Origin of the sequence: Xanthomonas sp. WHRI 10207, assembly GCF_040202975.1 — a bacterium.
In the GTDB taxonomy this organism is placed as follows: Bacteria; Pseudomonadota; Gammaproteobacteria; order Xanthomonadales; family Xanthomonadaceae; genus Xanthomonas.
Genome location: NZ_JBEGDX010000002.1, coordinates 468,647 through 481,255, shown reverse-complemented (window position 1 = coordinate 481,255; position 12,609 = coordinate 468,647). Strand labels below are relative to the sequence as shown.

Genomic DNA, 12,609 nt, shown 5'->3' with positions numbered 1-12,609 from the left:
AGTTCAGCGACCTGCAGACGCGTATCGGCGGCAATGTCATGCCGCCGGCTCGATCCCGTCGCTGCACGCACTTGCGGTTGCCGACGGCAATGCCATGACACGCGCGCATCCTGCGGTCAAATGACGCCAGTCAGAGGGTCGGCTACCCATCACCGCCAATGAGCACGCACGTCGCCTTGTGGATGCGCTCTCAAAAAAGCGCTGCGCCCGTGGACTTGCCGGAACGGTTCCATTAGCTTTTAGGCAGTCGAATCCAGCGCTTTCAGCGAGTTTTCCGGATGCCATCTTTTATAATCCAACGCTCATAGGGCGCTGTGAGTCGTGCGTTTTTCAGGGGCATTGCCGGAGCGTCCATGAGTGCCGTGTCATCCCAGGAGTCTGCAGGCCTGACTGTTGCGCAGACGTTGGAGGCCGTGCATGCGCTGGCCTATCCGGTCGACACGCATCTGGATTCGCTGTATCTGTCGCGGGTGGGCGGTTACGATTTCTGGAAAGGCGACTGGAAGGCGCATCGACGCTCGTTGATCCTCTGGCTGATGAACAAGACCTCGCCGAGAGGTCGCAATCAACCGCTGATGCACCATGTGAGTGGCCCCGATTTTCTTGCAGGCGGTTACGGCGGTGCCTGTTTCAGCGCCCACGCGCTCTGGGAAAACCTCGTTGCCGTGCCGTTCTTCGACCCCTGGAAAAACTGGGTGGATCATCGGCGCTATGTCGAGGCGATGGTGGAAGCGAGCCGGGGACGCTTACGGTTGGCACGCAGCGCCGCCGAGCTGCGTGCGATTCGGGCCGAAGGTCTGTGTTGCGCGATCCTGTCGTTGGAGGGGGCGCATATGCTCGGTCCACGCGGCAGTCGCAGCCAGGCGTTGCGGCTGGAGCGTCTGGGCACCGCTGCCAAGGAAGGGGCCGCCTACCTGACACTCAACCATTTCAGCCATACCGACATCTCGCAGGCCGGCTATGCCGCGCTCAATCCGTGGCGCATGATCGAGGGGGCAGGTCTCTCGGAATTCGGTCGGCAGGTCGTGGAGCGCTGCATCGCGGTCGGACTGCTGGTGGATCTTTCGCATACCTCAAGCCAGGGGGTGATCGACGCGTGCGAGATCTGTGTGCAGCGCAACGTGCCGGCCATGGCCTCGCACGCCGCATCGCGCAGCATTACCAGGGGCACCGAAACGCGGCCATCGCATCATCTCGAGCGCGGCTTCGACGATGCGGCGATCCGCGCCATCGTGCAAACCGGTGGCTGCATCAGCGTCATTCTGGCGCCGTACTTTCTGCAGCATGCGTATCTGGCCGACGACACGCCGAATATGGATGCCGATCTGGCCTTCGTCATTGGCTACTACGAAGCCTTTGCCCGGCTGATCGCCGGCATGGGAATCGTCGAAGATCCGTGGAAGCATCTGAGTTTCGGTAGCGATTTCGATGGCGGCATCTCCAGCCTGCCGATCGGCATGCGCAGCGGCGCGGATCTGCCCCGGCTCACCCAGGCGATGCTCGACGCAGGCTGGCCCATCCAGCGCATCGTCGATGTCTATAGCGGCAATTTCGTGCGCATCTGGGAGCAGGTGCGGCCATAGCGGCCTGGGTGATGCGGCGGCGGCATGGGAGGCCAATGCGCTGTCAAGCGGCTCGGCGGTGCCGGTGCCGGCAGGGAGGCGGAAGACTAAGAGAAGCTAACAAACCTCCTGTGCTCATCGCCAGGCGGGCGCGGCCGGTGCTCGGTGCGGCATGTATCCCTCGTACACTGCGGTTCCTCCGCGCCGTCCACACCTGACGACTGCTCGCTACGTTTTGTTCGCCGCTGTAAGGGCACGGCGAGCGATGCGACGTGCGCACATCGTCTGAGCGGGCCGCACTGATCAGGGCCTTGCCGCATGCGCACCGGTGCGCCGTTTTTGCCTGGCAGCTGCGACACACTGCCGCAGATGCGACGCCATGTCGCATCGGGAACGGGCGCATCCGTCCATACCATGTTGGTGTCGCGTAGACATCGCGATCGACCACCGCAGTGTGTCTCGGCGATCGATTTGCAGCGTGTGCGCCGACGCTTCCCACCTTTTCCTGGAGCACTCTCCGTGGACGCTCTGCTGCTATCGCGTATCCAGTTCGGATTCGTCATCGCCTTCCACGTCTTGTTTCCCGCCTTCACCATCGGGCTTTCCAGTCTGCTGGCGTTTCTGGAATGGCGCTGGTTGCGAACGCGTCTGCCGGTCTGGCGCGAGCTGTATTTCTTCTGGCAAAAAATCTTTGCCGTGTCGTTCGGCATGGGTGTGGTCAGCGGCATCGTGATGGCCTTCCAGTTCGGTGCCAACTGGCCGGAACTGAGCCGCATTGCGGGCGGGGTGATCGGGCCGTTGCTGAGCTACGAAGTGCTCACCGCGTTCTTCCTCGAAGCCAGTTTTCTGGGCGTGATGATGTTCGGGTGGGGACGTATTTCCGAGCGCCTGCACTTCTTTGCCACCTGCATGGTGGCGCTGGGCACGCTGTTGTCCACATTCTGGATTCTCTCGTCCAACAGCTGGTTGCAGACGCCGGCCGGCTACGAGGTGATCGAGGGCATCGTGCATCCGGTGGACTGGTTGAAGATCATCTTCAATCCCTCGTTTCCGTATCGGCTTGCGCACATGGCGCTGGGCTCGTTCATCACCACCTGTTTTGTGGTGGGCGCGGTGGGTGCGTGGTATCTGCATCGCGGCGTGCACCGCGAGGCCGGCCTGCGCATGCTCAAGCTGGCGGTGGTGTTCGCGTCCATCACCGTGCCGCTGCAGATCTTCGTCGGCGACATGCATGGCTTGAATACGCTCAAGCATCAGCCGATGAAGATCGCGGCGATGGAAGCGCACTGGCATGCCGAAGAACCAGGCAAGGGATTCCCGCTGGTGGTGTTCGCCCTGCCGAATGCGCAGGCCGAGCGTAACGACTACGAGCTGGCGATTCCGCGCCTGGGCAGCCTGATCCTGACCCACAGCCTGGACGGCAACATCGCGCCGCTGACCTCGGTGCCGGCGCACGACCGCCCGCCGGTGACGCCGGTGTTCTTCGCCTTCCGCATCATGGTGGGGATCGGCTCGTTGATGTTGCTGGTGGCCTGGGTCTCGGCATTCGCGTTGTGGCGCGGCAAGCTGGTGCAGTGGCGCTGGTTGCTGGCGACCTGGCGCTGGATGCTGCCAAGCGGCTTTATCGCGCTGATCTCCGGCTGGTTTGTGACTGAAATGGGCCGGCAGCCGTATGTGGTCTACGGGCTGCTGCGCACTGCCGATGCGGTGGGACCGCAGTCGGCGCTGATGACCGCCATCTCGTTGGCGGTGTACGTGGCCGGCTATGCCTTCGTGTTCGGCTGGGGCATCTGGTATCTGGTCAAGATCGGCAAGACCGGGCCGACCCCGCACGATGCACCGCATCTGGACCATGGCGAACACACCCCCGCACGGCCGCTGTCGGCGGCCGATGCATCGATCGACGGAGCCGCATGATGGACATGACAACAGTGTTGCCGGTGGCATGGTTCGCGGTGATCGGCTTCGGGGTGCTGATGTACGTGGTGCTGGACGGCTTCGTACTCGGCATCGGCATCCTGGCGCCGTTTCGCAAGGACGAAGCACAGCTGGACCTGATGATGAACACCGCCGCGCCGATCTGGGACGGCAACGAAACCTGGCTGGTGCTGGGCGGGGCAGGGCTGCTGGCGGCGTTTCCGAAGGCCTACGCGGTGATTCTGTCGTCGTTGTATCTGCCGGTGTTGCTGATGGTGATGGCGTTGGTGTTCCGCGGTGTGGCGTTCGAGTTCCGGTTCAAGGCGCAGCGTTCGCGGCGGCTATGGAGCAATGCGTTTGCCGCCGGCTCGATTCTTGCCACCTTCGCGCAGGGCGTGATCCTGGGCGCCCTGGTGCAAGGCCTGCCGATCGAGAACGACCGCTATGTCGGCGGGATCTGGGGCTGGTTCAGCCCGTTTGCGATGCTGACCGGCGCGGCATTGGTATTCGGTTATGCGCTGCTCGGCAGCACCTGGTTGATCCTCAAGACCGAAGGCCACGTGCAAGCGCTGGCGCGTCAGCTGAGCCGGCCATTGACCCTCAGCGTGCTGGTCTTCATCGGCTTGGTCAGCGCGTGGCTGCCGTCGTTGCAATCGCATGTGATGGATCGCTGGTTCAACGATGCGCATTACCTGTGGCTGATGCCGGTGCCGGTGCTGGTTGCCGTGGTGGGCTATGCGCTGTGGCGCGCGACCGAACCGGGGCGGCCGGATACACCGCCGTTCCTGCTGGCGATGGGCTTGTTCGTGCTCGGGTTTCTGGGCTTGGTGCTGGGCATGTGGCCGTATCTGGTGCCGCCGGTCTACACCATCTGGCAGGCCGCCGCGCCGCCGTCTTCGCAACTGTTCGCGATAGTGGGTCTGGTGATGTTGCTGCCGCTGATCCTGGGCTACACGGTGTGGTCGTACCGGGTGTTCCGCGGCAAGATCACTGCGGAAACCGGCTACCACCATTGATGGCGGCGGTCAGGTTTTCGGGTGCTGTGCCAGATTGAATCCACCGGCAAGTGCAGCGAGCTGCAGACCCGAGAACGCGCCGGCAGAATCACCGCCGGCCTTCGCCTTCACTGCAGCAGTCGCCGCGCGCCTGAGCGCGCGTCCACTGCGTCCAACTGCAACACGCTCAGCGCAGGCGCTGCTTGAACATCCACTCCCACATCGCCGGGTCCGCGTAGGTCACGTCCCAGACGTTGTGGTTGCCTTCGGGATATTCGCTGTAGCGCAGGTTGGCGCCCACGCCTTTTGCCGCGCGGTACAGCGCGCGGTCGTCGTGCGGTGGCACGGATGTGTCCTTGGCGCCATGGAACGTCCAGATCGGGACGTGCTTGAGCTGTGTGACCGCGGCCGTGTACGGGTCGGCTTCCTTGGCCACCAGGCTGACGTACAGCGTGCGGCGCTCGTCGCGTGGCGCCTTGAGCGCGCCGCAGACCGGCACGATCGCGGCGAATCGCTGCGGCTGCATCAGCCCGATTTCCCACGCCCCATAACCGCCCATCGAGATGCCGGTGAGGTAGGTGCGTTGCGGGTCGGCAGCGAACTCGGCGCTGGCCGCATCCAGCGCAGCGATCGCCATGCGCGCATTGATGCCCAGCCATTCCTCGTCGTCGGGCACCTGCGGCAATACCACCAGCGCCGGGAATTCAGCGGTGTGTTCGCTCAGGTAAGGCCCGACGCCGACTTCGGCCTGATCGCGACCGTTGTCGCCGCGCTCGCCCGAGCCATGCAGAAACAACACGATCGGCCGTGGCTGCGGCGCCTTGGCGGCCGGCACGAACACCTGATAGCGGTATAGCCGGCCCTCCAGCTGCAGGGTGCGGGCGACGAAGTGGCCGCGCCGCCCGTCGTGCTGGCGCTCAGCCATGCTGGAGCAACCGGCGAGCACCAGCGCAAGAATTGCAAGTAAGACGCAACGAACGATCACGCAGCACTCCCCATCGATCACAGAGCTGCAGTATCGCCGCATGCAGCTGCGCTGGCACGTCGCGCTGCGGCGATCGGCATGGGCGCGTCATGCGATCCTTCACTCTTGGCTGCGCGTGCACGCGATCAGGCGCACGCGCTCACGGCATCAGGATCAACGTGGCCAGGCCCAGGAAGCTCAAAAAGCCCATCACGTCGGTCAGTGTGGTCAGGATCACGCCGCCGGCCAGCGCCGGATCGAAGCCCAACCGTTTGAGCGTCACCGGCACCAGCACGCCACCGAAGGCAGCGGTGAGCATGTTCAAGGTCAGTGCGGTGCCGATCACCAGCGACAGCATCGGCTGACGGAACCAGGCCAGCACGATCAGGCCAAGCCCCACGCCCAGGAACAGGCCGTTGATCAGCGCGACCGTGAGTTCCTTCTTGAGCAGGGTCATCACGTTGGACGAGCCGATCTGCCCCAGCGCCAGGCCGCGCACCATCAACGCCAGCACCTGGGTGCCGGCGTTGCCGCCCATGCCGGCCACGATCGGCATCAATGCCGCAAGCGCCACCAGTTTTTCGATGGTGCCTTCAAAACGGCTGACCACGCTGGAGGCCAGAAAAGCGGTGCACAGATTGATGCCCAGCCAGATCAGCCGGCGACGGAATGCACGCCGCGCAGGGCTGAACATGTCCTCGTCTTCGTCCAGGCCGGCCGCGCTCATGGCCTGGTGCTCGGCCTGCTCGCGGATGATGTCCACCACGTCATCGATGGTGATGCGGCCGAGCAGGATGTTGTTGTCGTCCACCACCGGGGCGGAGATCCAGTCGTGATCGGAGAAGCGCCGCGCCACCTCGTCGGAGCCATCGCCCACATCGATCGCCGGTTGTTCGTCGTCGATCAAGCGGTTGACCGGCGTGCTGTCCTCATGCGTGACCAGCGCGGCCAGCGACACGCGGCCCAGGTACTGATGGCGTCGGCTCACCACATACAGGTGATCGGTGTGATCGGGCAGCTCGCCGCGCAGGCGCAGGTAGCGCAGCACCACATCGACATTGACGTCGGCGCGCACCGTCACCACGTCCGGGTTCATCAGGCGGCCGGCGGTGTCTTCCGGATAAGACAGCACCTGCTCCAGTCGCTCGCGGTTCTCGCGGTCCATCGACTTGAGCACTTCGTCGATGACGGTGTCGGGCAGGTCTTCGACCAGATTGGCCAGATCGTCGATGTCCAGGTCTTCGACCGCGGCGACGATTTCATCGGTATCCATGTCGGCCAGCAGGCTTTCGCGCACTTCGTCGCCGACATGCAGCAGCACTTCGCCATCGTCTTCCGGGTCGACCAGACCCCACACCACTTCGCGCTTGCCGGGCGGCAGCGATTCGAGCAGGTTGCCGATCTCCGCCGGCGCCAGCGTGTTGACCAGCCGGCGTACCGGTCCCAGGCGTCCGCTATCCAGCGCGTCGGACAGCAATCGTAGCTGGCGCGCAGTCTTGTCGTGGCGGACGGCTTCGGCCATGCGCGGCTCCCCGGAAGAGTGGACGCGCCGTCAGTAGGAGACGCGGTGCTGGATCAGCACGGCATTATCGCTTGCGCATGGTGACGAAACATACAGCGGCGTGGCGATCCGCATGCAGATTGCCGAAGCGGTGCGGCAAGCGCCCTGAAAGGGTGAGCGCATTGCGCCGGCGCTTGCCGCATCGGGCCAACGACGTGCGGCGTGCGCAAGTGGCGATGAAATGGCCGACTCTGCGTGTCGCGGTGCGCGCAGGGCAGAGGCGATCAGATCGGCTAACAACACGTAGCGAGCAGTCGTCAGCTGGGTGCGGGCTGCGCGGAGGAACCGGATGTCCGTGTGGTACATGCCGCACCGAGCACCGGCTGCGCACGCATGGCGGTGAACACAGTCGTTTTGTTGGCTGCTCTCAGTCGCCCGTGGCGCTACCGCAACACAGCCTGCGCATTGCAGGCCAGCCACTTCTCGATGCCCTTGCGGTCGCGTGCGCGCAATAGTTTGTCGCCATGCACGCGCAGCTCGCCCAGGTGGATGTCGCGTACCGCGCGGCGCACTTCCAGCAAGGTGGCCGGGTGCAGGCTGAATTCGGTGAGCCCCAACGCCAGCAACATCGGCACGAAACGCGGGTCGCCGGCAATCTCGCCGCACACCGCCACCGGCTTGCCGTACGCCCGCCCGGTGGCGATCACCTGCGCAATCAGCCGCAACACCGCCGGATGCAGTGGCGAATACAACTCGCCCAGCGCCTCGTTGTTGCGATCCACCGCCAGCAGGTACTGCACCAGATCGTTGGTGCCGATCGACAGGAAATCGATGTCGTCGATAAAGCAATCCAACGCCAGCGCCGCGGCAGGCACCTCGATCATCGCGCCGAGCGGAATGTGCTCGGAAATCTCGTGGCCTTCATCGCGCAGCTGAGCGGTGAGCTTTTTCAACTGTTTGCGCACCAACTGGATTTCTTCGCGGCCGCTGACCATCGGCACCAGAATGCGCACCGGGCCGTAGCCAGAGGCGCGCAGGATCGCGCGCAACTGCGCCTGCGCCACCGCAGGGCGGGCCAGCGACAGGCGCACGCCACGCAGGCCCAGGGCCGGGTTGTCTTCGTCGCTCAAGGTCAGGCCGGTGCGGTCGGCCTTGTCGGCGCCCAGATCCAGCGTGCGAATGGTTACCGGGCGGCCGCTCATGCCCAGTACGGTGTCGCGATAGGTCTGGAACTGTTCGTCTTCGTCGGGCAGCTCGTTGCGCTGCAGGAACAGGAATTCGGTGCGGTACAGGCCCAGACCGCTGGCGCCCAGCGCATGCGCGCGCGCGACGTCTTCCAGCGACTCGGCGTTGGCCAGCAGGGTGATATCGACGTTGTCGCGGGTGCGCGTGGGCTTGGAGCGCAGCCGGCCCAGTTCGCGCTGCTCCTTGGCCAGCGTGCGTAAACGCTCGCGGTAGTCGCGCAGATGGTCGGGCGTGGGGTCGACGATCACCTGGCCGGAGCCGGCATCGACGATCAGGACATCGCCATCGTCGATCCGCTGCACCGCATCGGCCACGCCCACCACCAGCGGCAGATGCAGGCTGCGCGCCAGGATCGCGCTATGTGACAGCGCGCTGCCGGCGGTGGTGACGATGCCGACCACGCCTTGCGCCTGCAGCTGCGCCAGTTCGGACGGCGCCACGTTGTCGCAGACCAGGATCTCGCCGGCCACGCCCTTGAGATCGGGCGCACGCTTGTGCAAGAACGCATGGATGCGGCCGATCACGTGATCCAGATCGTCCATGCGGCTCTTGAGATACGCGTCTTCCATGCCATCGAACACTGCCGCCAGCCGGTCGCGCTGCACGCGCAGCGCGTAGTCGGCACTGTAGCGGTGGGTGCGGATCAGCTCATCCAGCCCCTGCAGCAATTCCGGGTCGTCCAGCAGCAGCGCATGCAGTTCGAGAAATTCGCCGACTTCGCGTGCCAGCGCGCCATGCAGGCGATCGCGCAGCTCCTGCATTTCGACGCGTGCTGCCTCGATGGCGGTGTGCAGGCGCTGCAACTGCGTTTCCACCTGGTTGGCGGGCACGCGTTGTTCGGCCACTTCCAGCGTGTGGCTCTGGCGTACGCGCGCGCGCCCGAGCGCATTGCCGCGCGAGGCGCCATGTCCGCGCAGGCGCAGACTCATGCGTGTGCCTGGCGCAGCGGCGCCGTGTCGGTCGCAACGGCGCCGACGCCGTGCATGCTCAGCTGTCCTCGTCGAAACGACGCTCGAACAAGTCCACCAGGGCCTGCAAGGCCTCGGCTTCGTCTTCGCCATCCAGGCGCACCACCACGCTGGTGCCTTGGCCGGCGGCCAGCAACATCACGCCCATGATGCTCTTGGCGTTCACCTCGCGGCCCTTGGCCGCCAGCGTGGCGTTGCTGCGATAGGACGACAGCGTCTGCACCAGCTTGGCGGTTGCCCGCGCGTGCAGTCCGAGTCGGTTGGACACAATGAGTTCGCGTTCAAGCATCGTCGATGATCGCTCCGTTGCGGGTACCGGCCGCCGCAGTGGCGGGCAGCTCCTGCAAACTTTGTTCTGGGTAATTCATCACCCGCAGCAGCATCGGCAGGCTCAGCGCGGACACCCGGCGAACCGGCGTACCCAGCTTGGCCAACCGGCTGGCGAGATTGCTGGGGCTTGCGCCGTACAGGTCGGTCATGACCAGCACGCCGTCGCCGCTGTCGACCCGACGCATCGCCGTCGAGGCCTGGGGCAACAATGCGTCCAGGTCTGCATCGAACGGCACATCGAATGCTTCGGTCTTCAGCGGCAACTGCCGCAACAGCCCCGTCGCCACGTTCAACAACGCTGTGCCGATGCCGGGATGAGTAATGAGGAGAATGCCACAGGCCATGCTGAAACGTTAACAGGTCAGCGTGACCGCGCGATAGCGTTTACCTGCACCGATGCGTTGCGAACTGAATAGCCGTTTAGGACCGCAGCAACAGAGCGCGTGCGCGGCGCGCAACAAGCGCGTTGCAGCGGCTGTGACGAATGATCCATGACGCGCATCAGGCCGCTGCCGAACGCACAGCAAGCGAGCGCTGCAGTTCGCACTTTGTGGAGCAGTGCACGTCCAGATGCGGTGCAGGTTTGCCGGCTTTTTGAAGCGCACGCGAGTGTCGAAGCACCTGCAATCCACGATGCCGCATAAAGGCTTAGGAAGCCGCGACAATGCGCCAGCTACATCCAGTCCCGCGATCCACGCCAACGACGCGTAGGTAACGCGTCAACCCGCAGAAGAAACCTTCCAGGCCAGCTCAGTCAAATTCGTCACAGCACGCAGGACAGCGCTTGATCGCTTTGATCAATCCCCAATCCCGAATTCCAAATCCCGGCCCCAATCAGTCCTGCTCGCGATGAAACGTCGCCACTTCCGGCCAGCCCTGCTCGCGCGCATGCCGCGCCATACGTTCGGCCATGTACACCGAGCGATGCTTGCCGCCAGTGCAGCCGAAGGCGATGGTCACGTAGCTGCGGGTGTCGTTGCGCAGCCGCGGCAGCCAGGTATCGAGCAGGTCCACGATCTGCGCGCTGTAGCGCTGCACGTCCGCCTCGTTATCCAGATAGTTGCGCACGCCGGCATCGCGGCCAGTGAGCGGGCGCAGCTCGGGGTCCCAGTGCGGATTGGGCAGCACGCGCGCATCGAACACGAAGTCGGCTTCGGCCGGCACGCCGCGCTTGTAGGCGAACGATTCGAACAGCAGCGACAGACGGTCGTTGGAGCCGAGCGCAAACTCGGTGACCACACGGCGACGCAATTGATGCACGTTGAGCGTGCTGGTATCGATGATGGCGTCGGCCTGCGCGCGTAGCGGCTCGGTCAACTGCCGCTCGCGCGTGATCGCCTCCGGCAACGCCAGACCGAGATGGCTCAGCGGATGACGGCGACGGGTGTCGGCATAGCGTTTGATCAGCGCTTCATCGCTTGCTTCGAAAAACAGCAGGCGTGCTTCGATGCCGTATTCCTGCGCGGCCTGGCGCCATTGCGCCAACTGGGTGAGGTCGCTGCGACTACGCACGTCGATACCGACCGCCAGGCGCTGGTCGCCGATCGGGTTGCCGCGCAGGCGGCTCTTGACGAAGTCTGGCAGCAGCTCGACCGGCAGATTGTCCGAGCAGTAATAATCCAGGTCTTCGAAGGTTTTCAGCGCGACCGATTTGCCCGAGCCGGATAGCCCGCTCACGATCATCAGCGTGGAGGGCGTGATGCTCATGGCGTGCGTCGCTCCAGCAGGTTGCTGTGGCGGGCGATGAACATCGCCGCCGGGTCGATGCCCTTGGTGCGCAGGATATGCAGCCGGGTGGCGGCCTCTGTGAGCACGGCCAGGTTGCGGCCCGGCATCACCGGCAGGGTGATCAGCGGCACATCCAGATCCAGCACGTGGCGGCTGCCGGAATCGCCGGTCAGGCGCTCATAGCCGGACGGCGTGGGCTCGGTCATCGGCCGGGTCAGGTGCACGATCAGGCGCAGGTACTTGTTCTTCTTCACCGCGGTGTCGCCGAACATGTCGCGCACGTTCAACACGCCCAGGCCGCGCACTTCCAGCAGGTCCTGCAGCAGTTCGGGGCAGGTGCCATCGAGCACGTCGGGAGCGATCTGGGTGAATTCCGGCGCGTCATCGGCTACCAGGCGGTGGCCGCGGCTGAGCAGTTCCAGCGCCAGCTCGCTCTTGCCCGAGCCGGCTTCGCCGGTGATCAGCACGCCGATCGAATAGATCTCCATGAACACGCCATGCAGCGTGACCCGCGGCGCCAGCGTGCGCGCCAGGTGGTAGGAGAGGTGATTGAGCAGCTCATGGCCGCGCTTGGGCGAGATCCACAGCGGGGTGTTGGATTCGTCGGCTGCCGCGCGCAGATCTTCCGGGCACGACTGGTTCTTGCTGATCGCCAGTGCCAGCGGCTGCACCTGGATGATCTTTTCGATGGTTTCCCAGCGCTGCCGCGCGTCCAGCGAATCCAGCCAGGCCAGCTCTTCGGTGCCCAGGATCTGCACCTTGTTGGGATAGATCACATTGAGATAGCCGGCCAGCGACGGGCGGCGGGCATTGTTGCTGCCGGCCTCGATCTCGCGGTGCTCGCCCTTCTGCCCGGCGACCCAGCGCAGCGCCAGCTTGTCGCGCTGCTGATCGAACAATTCGCGTGCGGTGATGCTGGTATTCATGCCGCGCTGGCCTGTGGTGGAGGCGCATCGGTGAGCAGGGCCATCAGCGCGTCGGCATCGGGCGCGGCGCGCAGCTGCTGACGGAACTGCGGGTCGGAGAAGCGCTCGGCCAGTTCAGACAACAGCATCAGGTGTTGGTGGGTGTAGTGCGCAGGCACCGCCATGGCGAACACCAGATCCACCGGTTCGTCGCCGCCGAACGCGACCGGGGCGTCCAGCCGCAGTAGGGCGCCGCGGGGTTCGGTCAGATTGGGGCAGCGTCCATGCGGAATGGCGATGCCATGGCCGATGGCGGTACTGCCCAGGGCCTCGCGCTCGCACAGGTTGGCGTAGAGCTCGTCGGCGCCGGCCTGTCGGCAGGACAGCAACTCGGCGGCGGTGTGCAGGACGGTGTCGCGATCGGCGGCCGGCGACACCACGGTGCGCACGGCCGCCATCAGATCGGTTAAAGGCATGAGGGCATCAAGCGGGAA

The 12,609-nt window shown here is 64.9% G+C and carries 11 protein-coding genes and 2 other RNA genes; 4 read left to right on the top strand and 9 right to left on the bottom strand.

What is annotated here, in order from left to right:
* Positions 1-353: 353 nt before the first annotated feature.
* The 4 genes from ABQU90_RS07765 to cydB all read left to right on the top strand — a co-directional run bounded on the left by ABQU90_RS07765 (position 354) and on the right by cydB (position 4,495).
* Positions 354-1,583 (top strand): membrane dipeptidase, encoded by a 1,230-nt coding sequence (locus ABQU90_RS07765; protein WP_115528576.1) that lies wholly within the window; start codon positions 354-356, stop codon positions 1,581-1,583.
* 151 nt (positions 1,584-1,734) lie between these two features.
* A non-coding RNA gene (locus tag ABQU90_RS07760) (sX9 sRNA) lies at positions 1,735-1,806 on the top strand.
* Positions 1,807-2,081: 275 nt separating this feature from the next.
* Positions 2,082-3,479: a cytochrome ubiquinol oxidase subunit I gene (locus ABQU90_RS07755; RefSeq protein WP_115528575.1), complete on the top strand. Its 1,398-nt coding sequence runs from the start codon at positions 2,082-2,084 to the stop codon at positions 3,477-3,479.
* On the top strand, positions 3,479-4,495 hold the full coding sequence (gene cydB / locus ABQU90_RS07750; protein ID WP_115513515.1) for a cytochrome d ubiquinol oxidase subunit II: 1,017 nt from the start codon (positions 3,479-3,481) through the stop codon (positions 4,493-4,495). Before ABQU90_RS07755 ends, cydB begins: the two co-directional genes overlap by 1 nt.
* 166 nt (positions 4,496-4,661) lie before the next feature.
* Here cydB and ABQU90_RS07745 read toward each other — a convergent pair whose 3' ends face one another.
* The 9 genes from ABQU90_RS07745 to ABQU90_RS07705 form a co-directional block, all read right to left on the bottom strand.
* A complete protein-coding gene (locus tag ABQU90_RS07745) occupies positions 4,662-5,501 on the bottom strand; it encodes a carboxylesterase family protein (protein ID WP_323521329.1) in 840 nt (279 codons plus the stop codon).
* Between the two features lie 97 nt (positions 5,502-5,598).
* Positions 5,599-6,960 (bottom strand): magnesium transporter, encoded by a 1,362-nt coding sequence (gene mgtE, locus ABQU90_RS07740; RefSeq protein ID WP_055849537.1) that lies wholly within the window; start codon positions 6,958-6,960, stop codon positions 5,599-5,601.
* Between the two features lie 270 nt (positions 6,961-7,230).
* Positions 7,231-7,305: non-coding RNA, sX9 sRNA (locus ABQU90_RS07735), on the bottom strand.
* A 77-nt stretch (positions 7,306-7,382) separates the two neighbouring features.
* Entirely contained in the window at positions 7,383-9,113 is a 1,731-nt protein-coding gene (gene ptsP / locus ABQU90_RS07730) for a phosphoenolpyruvate--protein phosphotransferase (RefSeq protein WP_323521328.1), read from the bottom strand.
* Between the two features lie 58 nt (positions 9,114-9,171).
* The gene (locus tag ABQU90_RS07725; RefSeq protein WP_005913389.1) at positions 9,172-9,441 is read right to left on the bottom strand and encodes an HPr family phosphocarrier protein; all 270 of its coding nucleotides are present in this window, start codon (positions 9,439-9,441) and stop codon (positions 9,172-9,174) included.
* Positions 9,434-9,826: a PTS sugar transporter subunit IIA gene (locus ABQU90_RS07720; protein WP_323521327.1), complete on the bottom strand. Its 393-nt coding sequence runs from the start codon at positions 9,824-9,826 to the stop codon at positions 9,434-9,436. The genes ABQU90_RS07725 and ABQU90_RS07720 overlap by 8 nt, the downstream gene beginning before the upstream one ends.
* A gap of 490 nt (positions 9,827-10,316) precedes the next feature.
* Positions 10,317-11,189, bottom strand: a complete 873-nt coding sequence (gene rapZ / locus ABQU90_RS07715) for an RNase adapter RapZ (protein WP_055849548.1) — start codon at positions 11,187-11,189, stop codon at positions 10,317-10,319.
* Positions 11,186-12,136 carry an HPr(Ser) kinase/phosphatase gene (gene hprK, locus ABQU90_RS07710; RefSeq protein ID WP_016904610.1) on the bottom strand — a complete coding sequence of 317 codons (951 nt, stop codon included), beginning with the start codon at positions 12,134-12,136 and terminating at the stop codon, positions 11,186-11,188. Before hprK ends, rapZ begins: the two co-directional genes overlap by 4 nt.
* Positions 12,133-12,591 carry a PTS sugar transporter subunit IIA gene (locus ABQU90_RS07705; RefSeq protein ID WP_115513513.1) on the bottom strand — a complete coding sequence of 153 codons (459 nt, stop codon included), beginning with the start codon at positions 12,589-12,591 and terminating at the stop codon, positions 12,133-12,135. Before ABQU90_RS07705 ends, hprK begins: the two co-directional genes overlap by 4 nt.
* Positions 12,592-12,609 lie beyond the last annotated feature (18 nt).